Origin of the sequence: Pseudomonas sp. NY5710 (assembly GCF_013305665.1) — a bacterium.
Lineage (GTDB): Bacteria > Pseudomonadota > Gammaproteobacteria > Pseudomonadales > Pseudomonadaceae > Aquipseudomonas > Aquipseudomonas juntendi.
Map to the genome: position 1 here is coordinate 3,153,346 of NZ_CP045554.1, position 14,233 is coordinate 3,167,578.

General features: G+C 62.8%; 13 protein-coding genes. 7 read left to right on the forward strand and 6 right to left on the reverse strand.

Annotated elements, in window-relative coordinates; all coding sequences use genetic code 11:
* The first annotated feature begins 132 nt into the window (after positions 1-132).
* The 5 genes from GEV39_RS14255 to GEV39_RS14275 all read left to right on the forward strand — a co-directional run bounded on the left by GEV39_RS14255 (position 133) and on the right by GEV39_RS14275 (position 3,083).
* Positions 133-828 carry an SEL1-like repeat protein gene (locus tag GEV39_RS14255; RefSeq protein ID WP_173889878.1) on the forward strand — a complete coding sequence of 232 codons (696 nt, stop codon included), beginning with the start codon at positions 133-135 and terminating at the stop codon, positions 826-828.
* 121 nt (positions 829-949) lie between these two features.
* A complete protein-coding gene (locus tag GEV39_RS14260; protein ID WP_173889880.1) occupies positions 950-1,642 on the forward strand; it encodes an AzlC family ABC transporter permease in 693 nt (230 codons plus the stop codon).
* Positions 1,639-1,953, forward strand: a complete 315-nt coding sequence (locus tag GEV39_RS14265) for an AzlD domain-containing protein (RefSeq protein ID WP_009685903.1) — start codon at positions 1,639-1,641, stop codon at positions 1,951-1,953. The genes GEV39_RS14260 and GEV39_RS14265 overlap by 4 nt, the downstream gene beginning before the upstream one ends.
* Positions 1,950-2,783 carry an AraC family transcriptional regulator gene (locus GEV39_RS14270; protein ID WP_173889882.1) on the forward strand — a complete coding sequence of 278 codons (834 nt, stop codon included), beginning with the start codon at positions 1,950-1,952 and terminating at the stop codon, positions 2,781-2,783. The genes GEV39_RS14265 and GEV39_RS14270 overlap by 4 nt, the downstream gene beginning before the upstream one ends.
* A gap of 72 nt (positions 2,784-2,855) precedes the next feature.
* Positions 2,856-3,083: a hypothetical protein gene (locus tag GEV39_RS14275; RefSeq protein WP_029884913.1), complete on the forward strand. Its 228-nt coding sequence runs from the start codon at positions 2,856-2,858 to the stop codon at positions 3,081-3,083.
* Positions 3,084-3,115: 32 nt separating this feature from the next.
* Here the strand turns inward: GEV39_RS14275 and GEV39_RS14280 are convergent, their stop codons facing one another.
* The 5 genes from GEV39_RS14280 to GEV39_RS14300 form a co-directional block, all read right to left on the reverse strand.
* A complete protein-coding gene (locus GEV39_RS14280; protein WP_173889884.1) occupies positions 3,116-3,598 on the reverse strand; it encodes a copper chaperone PCu(A)C in 483 nt (160 codons plus the stop codon).
* Positions 3,599-4,207, reverse strand: a complete 609-nt coding sequence (locus GEV39_RS14285) for an SCO family protein (protein ID WP_054904128.1) — start codon at positions 4,205-4,207, stop codon at positions 3,599-3,601.
* Between the two features lie 301 nt (positions 4,208-4,508).
* Entirely contained in the window at positions 4,509-5,093 is a 585-nt protein-coding gene (gene nfuA / locus GEV39_RS14290) for a Fe-S biogenesis protein NfuA (protein WP_003250416.1), read from the reverse strand.
* A 58-nt stretch (positions 5,094-5,151) separates the two neighbouring features.
* A complete protein-coding gene (locus GEV39_RS14295) occupies positions 5,152-6,186 on the reverse strand; it encodes an acyltransferase family protein (protein WP_173889886.1) in 1,035 nt (344 codons plus the stop codon).
* 113 nt (positions 6,187-6,299) lie between these two features.
* Positions 6,300-8,600: a fatty acid cis/trans isomerase gene (locus GEV39_RS14300; protein WP_173889888.1), complete on the reverse strand. Its 2,301-nt coding sequence runs from the start codon at positions 8,598-8,600 to the stop codon at positions 6,300-6,302.
* Positions 8,601-8,780: 180 nt separating this feature from the next.
* Between GEV39_RS14300 and metH the strand changes: the two genes are divergently transcribed.
* Positions 8,781-12,488, forward strand: a complete 3,708-nt coding sequence (metH, locus tag GEV39_RS14305) for a methionine synthase (RefSeq protein ID WP_173889890.1) — start codon at positions 8,781-8,783, stop codon at positions 12,486-12,488.
* A gap of 160 nt (positions 12,489-12,648) precedes the next feature.
* Complete coding sequence (locus GEV39_RS14310) at positions 12,649-12,867, forward strand: DUF2970 domain-containing protein (protein ID WP_009685910.1); 219 nt, start codon at positions 12,649-12,651, stop codon at positions 12,865-12,867.
* A gap of 276 nt (positions 12,868-13,143) precedes the next feature.
* Here GEV39_RS14310 and GEV39_RS14315 read toward each other — a convergent pair whose 3' ends face one another.
* Positions 13,144-14,220: an ABC transporter substrate-binding protein gene (locus GEV39_RS14315; protein WP_173889892.1), complete on the reverse strand. Its 1,077-nt coding sequence runs from the start codon at positions 14,218-14,220 to the stop codon at positions 13,144-13,146.
* Positions 14,221-14,233: the final 13 nt, after the last annotated feature.

Consider the following 14,233-nt stretch of genomic DNA (forward strand, 5'->3'; position numbering starts at 1 on the left):
ACAGCGGTCTTTCGGCCAGCCCCCTTGGCTGGCTAGAATACGTGGTCGTTCCGATTTCCCCGAGGCGCAATGCTTGACCGCCATGACTGTCGAAACCGTCCACCCTCACCTGGCCGCCCATGGGGTTCACCCGTGAGCCTGGTCCCGCGGCTGCCCGCGCTACTGGTTGCGTTACTGCCGCTGGCTGCCCAGGCGCTTGAGGTCACTATCGACCCGCATGCCGACCTACTCTACCGCCAGGCGTTGCCATTGCTGGAACAGGCCGACAATCAGGAAGAAGGCAGCAGCACCCTGCGCACGTCGCTGGGCACCGACCCGGAGCTCAGCCGCCAGGGGCAGGCAATGGCTCACACCTTGCCTACAGCGGTTGCCCTGTTGAAAAAGTCGGTCGAGCTGGGCCACCCGGTCGCCCAGTACCGGCTGGCCCTGTACTACATGACCTACCTTCCCGCAGCGCAGATCCCTGAAGCTGCCTGCCCATTGCTCGAAGCCAGCCTCAAGCAGGGCTTTGCCGCCCCCGCCCCGGCCATTGCTACCTGGTGCCAGCCCTACAATACCAGTAGCGATTACCGCACAGCCCTGGAGGCCATCCCCAGCATGGCCACCGTGTACGCCCCCTATTACCCGCAGCCTGCCACCCACTTGGCCTGCCGACGCAACCAGCCACAAGGCCTGGAAATGCTCTGGGGGCGACAGCGTGACTACCAAGCCGAGGTGTACCGCCTGCTCAGCGAACTCGACCCACAGCAGCGGTTGAGCCTGCTGCAGAAGGCGGTCGACATCAATGGCTGCGTGACAGCACAACAACACCTGACCCGGCACCCCTAGCCGGTGCCTGGGGGCATTATGGGCGTCGACGCCAAGGGCGCTGTCGACCAGCAAGATCGTTCAAGCCATCCCCCTGCCCGTCTGGCATGCTGGCCTGCCCTGTAAACGCAATGCAGACATCATGCCCCCTATTGCCCGCCAAGCCTTTCTCCACGGCGCCATCGCCATACTGCCGCTGTCCCTTGCTGTCGCCCCTTGGGGCCTGCTGGCCGGGTCGATGGCCATCGAGGCCAACCTCAGCCCTTGGCAGGGCCAAGGGCTGTCGGCCATTGTCTTTGCCGGCGCCGCGCAACTGGTGGCCATCGGCATGCTCAAGGCGGGCGCCAACCTGGCATCGATACTGCTGACCACTTTGCTGTTGACCTCACAGCACCTGCTGTATGGCCTGTCGATGCGCCCTGTGGTGTCCAACCAACCGCTGCGCTGGCGGCTGGGCCTGGGCTTTCTGTTGACCGATGAATTCTTCGCCCTTACCAGCCAGTACGACCAGCAGCAGTTCAACCGCTGGTACGCGTTAGGGGTGGGCCTGACCTTCTACGTTGCCTGGAACCTGTTCACCCTGGCCGGTATCCTGCTGGGCCAGAGCATTCCACACCTGGACCAGTACGGGCTGGACTTTTCCATCGTCGCCACCTTCGTGGCCTTGATCGCGCCGCTGGTGCGCAACCTCGCCACGCTGGCGTGCGTAGCCGTGTCGCTGTTCTGCTCGGTACTGTTCAGCTACTGGCACTGGGAGGCCGCCCTGGTCGCCGCCGGGCTGCTGGGCATGAGCGCCGGTTTCATCTGCCAGAAATTTGCCGGAGCACGCACATGACCTGGGTGCTGATTTTTGCCATGGGGGCCATCGTGTTTCTCAACCGCTACGCGTTTCTGGAACCGCGCCTGCCTTTACGGCTTAGCTCCAACGCGCGGCAATTTCTGGGCTTTGCCGTGCCGGGCATGCTCACGGCCATCTGCGGCCCCATCATTTTCCTGCCCGAGCACCAGCTCGAACTGAGCCTGCTCAACCCCTACCTGCTGGGCTCACTGGCGGCCATCACCTTGGTGCTGTTGACCCGCAGCGTAGTGCTGAGCATGCTGGTGAGCATGTTGATCTTTTTCCTATTACGCAGTTGGCTGGCATGAGCGAGGCACTGCGCGAGCAGACACACCTTTGGCAGGCGCCAGCGCTGGGTGACGTCGAGATGCTGCACGCGCGTTACGTTCAGCAGCGCTTTGCGCCGCACGTCCACGAGGGTTATGTGTTCACCGTGATCGAGTCCGGGGCCCAGCGTTTCTGGCACCGCGGCAGCGAGCACCTGGCCCCGGTCGGCAGCATGGTGCTGATCAATCCGGACGAACTGCACACCGGCGCCACCGCTCACGAAGCAGGTTGGCGCTATCGCGGTTTCTACCCCGACCATGAACGGGTCACAGGGGTGCTCGAGGAACTGGAGCTAGGGCGTCACGGCATGCCCAGCTTCAAGGCCAGCGTGATCCAAGACCCGGCGCTGGCCGTTGCATTCAGTCAACTGCACCAGTTGTCAGAAGCCGGTGCCAGCGCCCTGCAGCAGCAAACCGCCTGGCGCCAGGCGGTACTGGCGCTGGTGCAGCGCCATGGGCAATGCGCGGCGCCTTCGGCCCCCGGCCAAGAGCCCCTGGCAGTGGCCCGCGCGCGCGAACTGCTGGAAAGCCGGCTGGCCGACCCGCCTTCGCTGGAGGCGCTGGCAGCGGCGGTCAACCTGTCGCCATTTCACTTCGCCCGGGTGTTTCGCCAGGCTACCGGCCTGCCGCCGCATGCCTGGCTCAAACAGCGGCGCCTGGCCCGTGCACGGGAAATGCTGAAAAGCGGCCTGGTGGCGTCGCAGGTCGCGTTCGACCTGGGCTTCGCCGACCAGAGCCACCTGAGCCGGCAGTTCAAGCAGGCCTACGGCGTGCCGCCGGGCGTTTATCGCAGCGCCTGGTGGTCAGGCTGAGCTGTGGCACCTCGCCACAGGCAGGCCGCCTAGCCACTGCTACACTAACAGGGCTGAACGGAGGATCCTGCCATGTCCCAAAGAGAGCTCACCACCCTATTGTCGCTGATGAACCAGCGCCAGGCCTGCCTGAGTAGCGCGTGCAAGGAGATTGCCGACTGGATCGACCGGCAGGGCGATGTGCCCGCCGCAGGCAAGATTCGCGCGAGTTTACGGGCGCTGGAAGCCGACGAAGCGCAGGTCCGCAAGACCTTGACCTCGCTGACCCTCGACCGGCCACTGCCCAAGTTTCGCAGTTGACCGGCGCGCCAAGGCTACCTTGCGGGAGCCGGTCAGTGCTGCATGTGCATGTGATCGTGGCCGCCGCCCGCCCCGGCGGTCAGCGCGCGCACTTCAGCCTGCACTTCCACGGTTTCCTTGGCGCCTTTGGCGTCTTCGATGGTCAGGCTCAGCGGTACTTTTTCGCCTTCCTTGACCTGGCCGTTCAGGCCCATCAGCATCACATGCAGCCCATTCGGGTCCAGCGTAACGGCTTTGCCCGCGGGTAGCTCGACAGCCTTCACCTCACGCATGCCCATCACATCGCCGTTCATGGTCATTTCGTGTACCTGAACGGTATTGGCAACTGGCGACGCCACGCTCACCAGCTTGCTGTCGCTGCTGGCGGTCAGGGTCATGAATGCCCCGGTGGACTGCTGGTGCGGCACGCTGGCGCGCACCCAGGCTTCACTCACGGTGGTCTGGGCCAGGGCCGGCAGTGCCAGCCCGGCGAGGGCCAGGGCAGCCAGGCCACGTTTGATCGGTTGCATCAACATTCAGCAGATCTCCATCAGGGTGACCAGGTCTTCGGCGCATTCCTTGGCAGTCAGGGAATGGCCCAGGCTCAGGCGCAGGGTGCCACGTGTATCGTAGACGTAGCTGGTGGACGAATGAGAAATGGTGTAGGTGTCCCCGGCCGGGACTTTCTCGTAGAACACCTTGAATTCCTTGGCTACTGCGGCAATTTCTTCAGGGGTGCCGGTCAGTGCGATGAACGTGGGGTCAAAGGCCTTGACGTAGGCATCGAGCACCTCGGGGGTGTCGCGCTCCGGGTCCAGGGTGATGAACACCACCTGGAACAGATCGCGGTCGCGGCCGCGCAGCGTCTTGCGGATCTGCGCCGCACGCGCCAGCGTGGTGGGGCAGACCGCCGGGCACTGGGTGAAGCCGAAGAAAATCATGGGCATGCTGCCGTAGAAGCTCGACAGGGTGCGCACGTTGCCTTGCGGGTCCTTGAGGCTGAACTTGCGCCCGAGGATCTCGTTGCTCATGTTCTTGCCGTACTTGAACTCGAGCCCCCGCGCCGGGCTGCAGCCCGCCAGCAGGCCGAGCCCGAGAACGCCCATGCCGGCGACGACTGCCCGCCGGCTGTATAGATCATTCATGAAACCATCCTTTACAGGGAAGGTGCCGGCCCTCGGGATGGGCCAGTCGAAAAACCGGGGCATTCTGGCATGACACCCAGAGGGGTTCTACCCGACCTGGGCAGGTAAGGCCTGCAGCCCTTGAAATACGGGCTGCGGCCTGTTGTCGCAGGGCTTGAAAACGTAACACTTTATTGCTAAGTGCGCGGACTTTAGCGGCCTGTTCAGGCGCGGCCTCGTGTCGCGATCGGGCTGCAACGCAGCCCGAGCAAGCATGCGCCAAGGCAACGGTGCTGATGCAGCCCAGCAGCCGCCGGAAGGCTTAGTAGTAGGCGTTTTCTTTCTGGCTGTGGTCAGTCACGTCACGCACGCCCTTCAGCTCAGGGATACGCTCGAGCAGGGTGCGCTCGATGCCTTCTTTCAAGGTTACGTCAGCCTGGCCGCACCCTTGGCAACCACCGCCAAACTGCAGCACAGCAATGCCGTCGTCCACTACATCTACCAAGCTGACCTGGCCGCCATGGCTGGCCAGACCAGGGTTGATTTCGGTCTGCAGGTAGTAGTTGATGCGCTCGTTGATCGGGCTGTCTTCATTGACCATCGGCACCTTGGCGTTCGGCGCCTTGATGGTCAGCTGGCCACCCATGCGGTCGGTGGCGTAGTCGACCAGGGCATCTTCCAAGAACGGCACGCTGACCGCATCCAGGTAAGCGGTGAAGCTCTTGAGGCCAACGGCGGTGTCGTCAGGCTTCTCTTCGCCCGGCTTGCAGTAGGCGATGCAGGTTTCGGCGTACTGGGTGCCCGGCTGGGTGATGAAAATACGAATGCCGATGCCAGGCGTGTTCTGCTTGGAGAGCAGATCGGCCAGGTAGTCATGGGCGGCGTCGGTAATGGTTATAGCGCTCATGTAGGTTCCTCACAGACTTGCCGCCAAGTGTACGCCAACCGGCGCATCGAACAAAGTCCTAGTATTTGACTCGGGAAAGCGCGTAGTGCGGCTCGCCCCCTCGCGGGGCCGCCAGCCACGCTTGCATGCGCCGGTACAGGCCACGTTCCAGCCAGCAGTAGCTGAACCACGACATTAGTCCAATGGACGGCACGCACACGGCGAATACCCAGTAAGGATTCAATTGCAACCGCTGGCTGGCGAACCAACCGGCGTACAGCACCAGCACATGGATCAGGTACACGGAATACGAGCAGTCGCCCAGCGCCTTGAGCAGCCGGTTACCTTTGAACATCGGTTCCAGGGCGATGAAGGCCAGCACGATCATTGCGCTCGGCACCCCCCAATGCAGCAAGCGCTGCGATGCATCAAGGTGATAGATGGCCAGCCCTGCAGCCCCCAGCAGCAGCAACGCCAGAACGCGGCCCTGGCGGATCAGCCCATGGCGGTACAAGACCCCAAGGCCGATGCCGAGCAAAAACTCATAGATGATGTCGTTGTTGTAAAAGCGGCTGAGCAAGCCGAACCGCCCCAGCACCTCGCTGACCAGCAGCAAGGCGGCAGCCACCAGCAGCAAGTGGTGACGTTTACGCACAAGGAAAGCCAGGCCAAACAACAGGTAGAAGAACATCTCGAAGTTCAGCGTCCAGCCCACGTTCAAGGTGGGATACAGGCCATAACCGCCGGGGTTCTCCGCCGGGATGAACAGCAGCGACAGCAGCAAGTGATGCCAACTGAACACCTGGTGCGGCATCCATTGGCTGAACGCCAGCAACAGCAAGGCCATCAGGGCCGTATAGAACCAGTAGGCGGGAACGATGCGCAGCACCCGGTTGAGTAGAAACTGGCGCGGCTCGACCGGCTTGTCGCAGGTCGACAGGTAGATGACCAGCCCACTGATCACGAAGAAGATGTCCACGCCCACAGCGCCGCGGTCAGTGAGCAATTGGCCGACGGGGCCGGTGGCATGGAAGTCGAAGAAAATCTGCATGAAATGGTGGCAGACCACCACCCAAGCGGCGAACGCCCGCAATGCCTGAAGCGAATACAACATGAAATAACCTGCGCTTTTCGGTGCATTGAGGCCCGTATCGGCTGTGTGAGCACCGATACAGGCCACCTAACCCTTTCCGACCGCAGGTGTATCGGAAAGGTCAGCCAAACCGATCAGAGGTTTTCGTAGCGGTTCATGTCCAGCACCCCGGCCTCGAGCGGCTCGGTTTCCTTGATGTAGCTGCTCAGGTCATGGAAGTAGTGCCAGAACTCGGGGTGGCTGCGGCGCACGCCCCAGCGCATGACAATGCGTTCGAACTTCGCCGCATCGTCCTTCGCGTACTCCATGTCCTCGACGAACTCCGGCACATCCTTGGTCGGGATGTTGAACATGAAGTTGGGGTAACTGCTGAGCACACCGGGGTACAGGGTCAGGGTGTCCAGGCCAGGCTGGTAGCGATAGGCCTCGCCAAGCAGGAAGGCCACGTTGCTGTGCGCGCGGTTGCGTAGCAGGCTGTACACCTGACGCTGGCCGCCCTGCCCTTCGATGCGCAACATCGTCGCCTCAGGCAGCTGGTTGATCACCTTCAGCCCGGCCGCCGGGCGCGAGACCAGGCGGCTGAGCGACTGTTCGGCATTGCGGAACTCTTCGCTCATTTGCGGCCGCGAGCAGAAGGCGCCCTGGCAGCGGTTGATCGGGTCGGGCGCGGCATTCAGGCTGCCGGTGCGCTGCAACAGCTTGAGGCCGAAGTCACGCGTGGGGTTGCGCGGGTCAAGCTTGATACCGCTCGGCGTGTCGCTGTCAATGTCCTCGTAGTCCAGCCACATCTTGACCTTGCCGCTGTTCTGGTACCAGTCGCCAAGAATCGCCTTGCGTTGGTCTGCCGGCATCAGGCGCAGGAAATTGACCTCGGCACCGTTGCGAATCAGGTCGAAGTACAGGCGCGTCTGCAGCTGGTGGGACACGTTGCCATACACATCGAAATTGACTGCCAGCTGGTAATAGGTGCGTTCGAGCAGCGGGTAGTCGAACAGCCAGACGGTAAGGGGCACATCGCCGACCAGGCCCTTGGTGACCGAGGCGCTGTCGAAATGACGGAATATGCTCAGCAGGGCATTGTCGTTACCGGCCCACAGCGTCGCCCAGCCTGGGGCCGGCATCTCGGCATAGGCTTCCCGGCGCAGCTTTTCATACGCGTTGCGCTTGTCGCGGTACGCGTGCCACAGGCTCAGCACACTGCCCACGTCGTCGTTCTGGCCTGGCATGGCCAGCAACGGCGTGGCTTCGCCGCGGTAGTGCGCATCGGTGATGTAGCGGTCGTGCGCGGGCTCCTGGAACAACGCCCAGAAGTTGTCGCGAATCACGTCGGTGGCGATCTGCCCCCGGCAAACAGGCCCGCGGATGAAGGTGCGCACGAAGTATTCGGCGTTATCCAGCATGAACTGGTAGCGCGCCACCGCCGGGATGGCCTCGAAGGTTTCGAACGGGTTGGCGCGGTGGCGTGGGCCATAGCCGGGCAGCGCGCTGGCATGCCAGTCACCGGCATAGAACAGCTGCTTCACCCGCTTGAGCTTTTGCGGCCCCATTGGGTAGGTGATGTGCGTCTTGTGCACGATCACGCCCTGCACCGGGATCAACCGGTAATAGAAGTCGGTACCTGGCGGGTCGTTGGGCCGCCGCGTGGCGATGATGTCAGCCGGCTGGCCGCTTGGCGTGCGCGAGCGCACCCACTGGAAGAAGTGGCCCTGCTCGCCCCCTGCAAAGTAGATATGCGCCAGGAACAGGTGCTCGTACAGCCAGCGGCCAACCAGCGCTTCGGTGGAGCCTGGGCGGTTGAGCAGCTCCTCCCATTCGACGATTTGCCGGGCTTCGGCAGCGCTGGGTTGAATCGGCTGGTATTCGACCGGTGCGCCGGCGGCCAGCCAGCGGCGCATGGTGTCGTATTGCTGGTCCGTCAACCCGGTCACGGCCAGCGGCATGCCTTCCTTGGGATGTGCGCCGGCGTAGGCATCGAACTCATGGGGCAAGGGGCACATGTTGTTGCGGTTCAGGCCCAGGACGATCTCGTCAGGCACCTTGGCATTGGGCGTGAGTGGCGTCTTGTGCCCCAGTTCGAGCATGCGCGCCATCAGCGCGGCTTGGCTGCCCTGGTTGTCGAGCACCGAATAGAACCCTTTCTTGCGCCACTCGCTTTCGCTGTGGGCGTCGTAGAACAGCCGAGTGGTGGGCACTGCCTGGCTGCGCTCGCCCTGGTACACCGGTACCTTGCTGGCCCCGCGTACCGCGCCTTCGGGGCTTTCCAGCTTCAGCTGGCAGGCGGCATCGTTGCAGGCGTGGCAGGCCACGCACTTCTCGGTGAAAATGGGTTGAATGTCCCGGGTATAGGATATCGCCGGGCTCGACTGGGGGGCTTGCCCAAGCACCGCGCCACTGAGGAGCAGGGCGAAAGCGCCGGCAAGGATACGTTGCACCATGTGCGGAAAGTCCTGGTTCTTGAAGCCATCACGATTTGTTGCCTGGTCGTCCTTGGCCGCGGTTTTTCACCGGCTAGGCCAACATGAGCAGAATTCATGGAAATGGGCGATGCACCTAAAAACCGCGCAGCTTTGTTATGATTCGGCCCCTTCTGATATTCGCCCGACCAGGTAGTTCCTATGTCCGACCGCAGCGCTCGTCTCCAAGCACTCCAGAACGCCCTCAAAGAGCGCATCCTGATCCTCGACGGCGGCATGGGCACTATGATCCAAAGCTACCGGCTCGAGGAACACGACTATCGTGGCACGCGTTTCGCCGATTGGCCAAGCGATGTCAAGGGTAACAACGATTTGTTGCTGCTCAGCCGCCCAGACGTGATCGCTGCCATCGAGAAAGCCTACCTGGATGCGGGCGCGGATATTCTCGAAACCAACACCTTCAACGCCACGCAAATCTCCCAAGCCGACTACGGCATGGAATCGCTGGTGTACGAGCTGAACGTCGAAGGCGCACGCATTGCCCGCCAGGTGGCCGATGCCAAGACGCTGGAAACTCCCGACAAGCCGCGCTTCGTTGCTGGCGTGCTCGGCCCTACCAGCCGCACCTGCTCGATTTCACCCGACGTCAACGACCCTGGTTACCGCAACGTCACCTTCGACGAGCTGGTGGTCAACTATGTGGAGGCCACCCGTGGCCTGATCGAAGGCGGCGCCGACCTGATTTTGATCGAGACCATCTTCGACACCCTCAACGCCAAGGCGGCGATCTTCGCCGTGCAACAGGTGTTCGAGGAGGACAGCATCGAACTGCCGATCATGATCTCCGGCACCATTACCGATGCCTCCGGGCGCACCCTGTCGGGCCAGACCACCGAAGCGTTCTGGAACTCGGTACGCCACGCCAAGCCGATTTCCGTGGGGCTGAACTGCGCCCTGGGCGCCAAGGACCTGCGCCCGTACCTGGAAGAACTGTCGACCAAGGCCGACACCCATGTCTCGGCACACCCCAACGCCGGCCTGCCCAACGCCTTCGGTGAATACGACGAAAGCCCAGCCGAAATGGCTGCGGTGGTCGAGGAGTTCGCCGCCAGTGGGTTCCTCAACATCATCGGCGGTTGCTGCGGTACCACCCCAGGCCACATCCAGGCCATTGCCGAAGCGGTCGCCAAATACCCACCACGCGAGATTCCGGAAATCGCCAAGGCCTGCCGCCTGTCGGGCCTGGAGCCGTTCACCATCGACCGCCAGTCGCTGTTCGTGAACGTCGGCGAGCGTACCAACATCACCGGGTCCGCCAAGTTCGCCCGGCTTATCCGTGAAGAGAACTACACCGAAGCCCTGGAAGTCGCCCTGCAGCAGGTCGAAGCCGGCGCCCAGGTGATCGACATCAACATGGACGAAGGGATGCTCGACTCCCAGGCCGCCATGGTGCGCTTCCTCAACCTGATCGCTGGCGAACCGGATATCTCGCGCGTGCCGATCATGATCGACTCGTCGAAGTGGGAAGTGATCGAGGCGGGCCTGAAGTGCATCCAGGGCAAGGGCATCGTCAACTCCATTTCCATGAAAGAAGGCGTGGAGCAGTTCAAGCACCACGCCCGACTGTGCAAACGCTACGGCGCCGCCGTGGTGGTCATGGCCTTCGACGAAGTCGGCCAGGCCGACACGGCTGCGCGCAAGAAGGAAATCTGCCAGCGCAGTTACGACATCCTGGTCAACGAAGTGGGCTTCCCGCCGGAAGACATCATCTTCGACCCGAACATCTTCGCCGTCGCCACCGGTATCGAAGAGCACAACAACTACGCCGTCGATTTCATCGAGGCCTGTGCCTACATTCGCGACCACCTGCCGCATGCGCTGAGCTCGGGCGGTGTGTCCAACGTGTCGTTCTCGTTCCGTGGCAACAACCCGGTGCGTGAGGCGATCCATTCGGTGTTCCTCTACCACGCGATCCAGAACGGCCTGACCATGGGTATCGTCAACGCCGGCCAGCTGGAAATCTACGACGAAATTCCCGCTGCGCTGCGCGAAAAGGTCGAGGACGTGGTGCTCAACCGCACCCCGCACGGCACCGACGCCCTGCTGGCAATCGCCGAAGACTACCGCGGCGGTGGTGTCACCAAAGAGGTGGAAAACGAGGAGTGGCGCTCGCTGCCGGTGGAAAAACGCCTGGAGCACGCGCTGGTCAAGGGTATTACCGCTTTCATCGTCGAGGACACTGAAGCGTGCCGCCAGCAGTGCGCACGCCCGATCGAAGTGATCGAAGGCCCGCTGATGAACGGCATGAACGTGGTCGGGGACCTGTTCGGCGCGGGCAAGATGTTCCTGCCCCAGGTGGTCAAGTCGGCCCGGGTGATGAAGCAGGCCGTGGCGCACCTGATCCCCTTCATCGAGGCCGAGAAAGGTGACAAGCCCGAAGCCAAAGGCAAGATCCTGATGGCCACGGTGAAAGGCGACGTGCACGACATCGGCAAGAACATCGTTGGCGTGGTGCTGGGCTGCAACGGTTACGATATCGTCGACCTTGGCGTGATGGTGCCGGCCGAGAAAATTCTGCAAACCGCTCGCGACGAAAAGTGCGACATCATCGGCCTCTCCGGCCTGATCACGCCGTCGCTGGACGAGATGGTCCACGTTGCCCGCGAAATGCAGCGCCAGGGCTTCACGCTGCCGCTGATGATCGGGGGCGCCACGACGTCCAAGGCGCATACCGCCGTCAAGATCGAACCGAAGTACAGCAACGATGCCGTGGTTTACGTTACCGACGCTTCGCGCGCGGTTGGCGTGGCTACTCAGCTGCTGTCCAAGGAACTCAAGCCAGGCTTCATCGAGAAGACCCGCCAGGAGTACGTGGAGGTACGCGAACGCACCGCCAACCGCAGTGCCCGTACCGAGCGCCTGAGCTACGCCCAGGCCATCGCCGCCAAGCCGCAATACGACTGGGCCGGCTACCAGCCAGCCGTGCCCTCCTTCACCGGCGTGAAGGTGCTGGAAGACATCGATCTGCGCACCTTGGCCGAATACATCGACTGGACACCGTTCTTCATTTCCTGGGACCTGGCCGGCAAGTTCCCGCGCATCCTCACCGACGAGGTGGTCGGCGAAGCGGCCACGGCGCTGTACACCGATGCCCGTGAAATGCTCGACAAGCTGATCGACGAAAAGCTGATCAGTGCCCGGGCGGTGTTCGGCTTCTGGCCAGCCAACCAGGTCGCCGATGACGATATCGAAGTCTACGGTGCAGATGGCCAGACCCTGGCCACCCTGCACCACCTGCGCCAGCAGACCATCAAGCCGGACGGCAAGGCCAACTGGTCGCTGGCCGACTTCGTCGCGCCCAAAGGCAGCGGCGTGACCGATTACGTGGGGGGCTTCATCACCACGGCCGGCATTGGTGCCGAGGAAGTGGCCAAGGCCTATCAGGACAAAGGCGACGACTACAGCTCGATCATGGTCAAGGCCCTGGCCGACCGCTTGGCCGAAGCCTGTGCCGAATGGCTGCACGAACAGGTGCGCAAGCAACACTGGGGTTATGCCCGCGACGAGCAACTGGACAACGAAGCGCTGATCAAGGAGCAGTACCGCGGCATCCGCCCGGCACCGGGCTACCCGGCCTGCCCGGACCATACCGAAAAAGAAACTTTGTTCCGCCTGCTCGACGGAACAGCCATTGGCGAAACCGGGCCAAGCGGGGTGTTCCTCACCGAGCACTTCGCGATGTTCCCGGCCGCGGCGGTCAGTGGCTGGTACTTCGCCCACCCGCAGGCGCAGTACTTTGCCGTGGGCAAGGTCGACAAGGACCAGATCGAGTGTTACAGCGCGCGTAAAGGCCAGGACGTCAGCGTCAGCGAGCGCTGGCTGGCCCCTAACCTGGGTTACGACAGCTGAGTCTGCCGGGGCCGCCTTGCGGCCCTTCGCGCCCCCCGGTGGCGGCTGCCCGGGCCCGTTTGCTTCGGCATGCGCGGGCTCAGGTCGCGAACGGGTTGCACGGTAGCGGCAAACCCCACCTACACTGTCCCTGATTGCCTCTGATTATTCAGGAGCCACCATGGACGATTCCAGCCAAGGCAAACCGCCGACCTTCTGGCAGATGCTGCACAGCATCCTCGCCGCCGCCTTCGGCGTGCAAAGCGGCAAGAACCGCGCCCGCGACTTCACCCATGGCAAGGCAAGCCATTTCATCGTCATGGGCACGCTGTTCACCTTGGTGTTCATTGCCGTGCTGATTGGCCTGGTGCAACTGGCGCTGCACCTTACCGCGCGTTAATCACCTGGCGCAAAGCACAACGCCTGCGCAATGGCTGCCGCAGGCGCCTTGGCTGCATCACGGTTGGAAGGTGCGAGTCACTGGTGGCTGACCCAGTACACGGCGGTGACGACCACCAGCACGATCAGGCAGAGGATCGCCCAGGCATCGACGCTGCTGTCAGCTTTGCGGACCTTGGTTGAGTTTCCCATTGCATTGCCTCTTGTAGTGGTTATGGGAATGCACTTCACAACCAGCAGTTAAGACGAGCAATGCCCTTCTCTCAAGCAGGGTCTTTCAATATTCGACCGGCGACGTCAAAAACGGGTATTGGTAACTGGCAGGCCGCCCTTCGGCGCTGTAACGCTGAAAATCCACGCCATAGTCGTCCCGCTCCAGCAGTTTCAGCCAACGCCTGGCCTTGGCCTGGTCAATCACCTGCATGACCGGCGCCGTGTGTTCGCGCAAGCCATCACGGTTCAGCGCCAGCCCCTGGGCATCATCGTGCAGCATTACCATGGCCCAGCCACCGAGGGTGAAGTGCCCACCCAACAGCACGCTCAAGCGGCCGTCGATGCGCGCACGCAGCGCCTCAGGCGAGCTGTTCACAGCACCGAACAACACGTCACGCCCCGGCGTGCGGCCTGCTTCCTGGAAGGCTTGCATGGCGCCGAAGGCCATTTCATCATTGGCCGACCACACCAAGCCGATGTTCGGGTAACGCTGCAGCAGCAGCTGTGCCTGCTCGTAGGCCCGCTGTCGGCTCCAGCCGCCATACACCACCTGGCGCAGGCGCACCTGGGGGAAATCGGCCAGCGCCCTGCGCATGCCCTGCTCGCGCAGTTGCGAGGCCGGCGTGGTCTTGACGCCGACAAACGCCAGCAACTCCACCGGGCCATGGCCACGTGGCAATTGCGCGACCATCTGATGCAACATCTCGAAACCAGCCTGTTCGTCATTGCTGGTCAGTGTGCCCAGTGGCGCGGCGAACTTGTCGGGCTGGGCCAGGATGCTGCGCTCCTGGCTGGCAGTTAGGCCATTGTTCACCAGCAGCAGCTTCACCCCCGTGCCGCGCGACAGGCGCAGGATTTCCGGCGCCACGTATTGCTCGTTGACCACTACCAGGTAATCGGGCCGCTGCGGCGCGGTGAGTATCGCCCGGGCCTGGATCAACGCCTGGTCGGCACTGCGCTCGGTGTATTGCACGCGCAGGGTCATGCCCAGCTCCTGGGCGGCGGCCTGCATGAACCGGCTGTAGCTGTTCCAGAACGTCTCGCTGGACAGCCCCGGGTTGAGGAATACCACCGAAGCCGGCTGTGCGCTCGCCGCCAGCGGCAAGGCAAGACAAACGCTTTGGCACAACGCCTTGAGCATGGGCTGACATCTC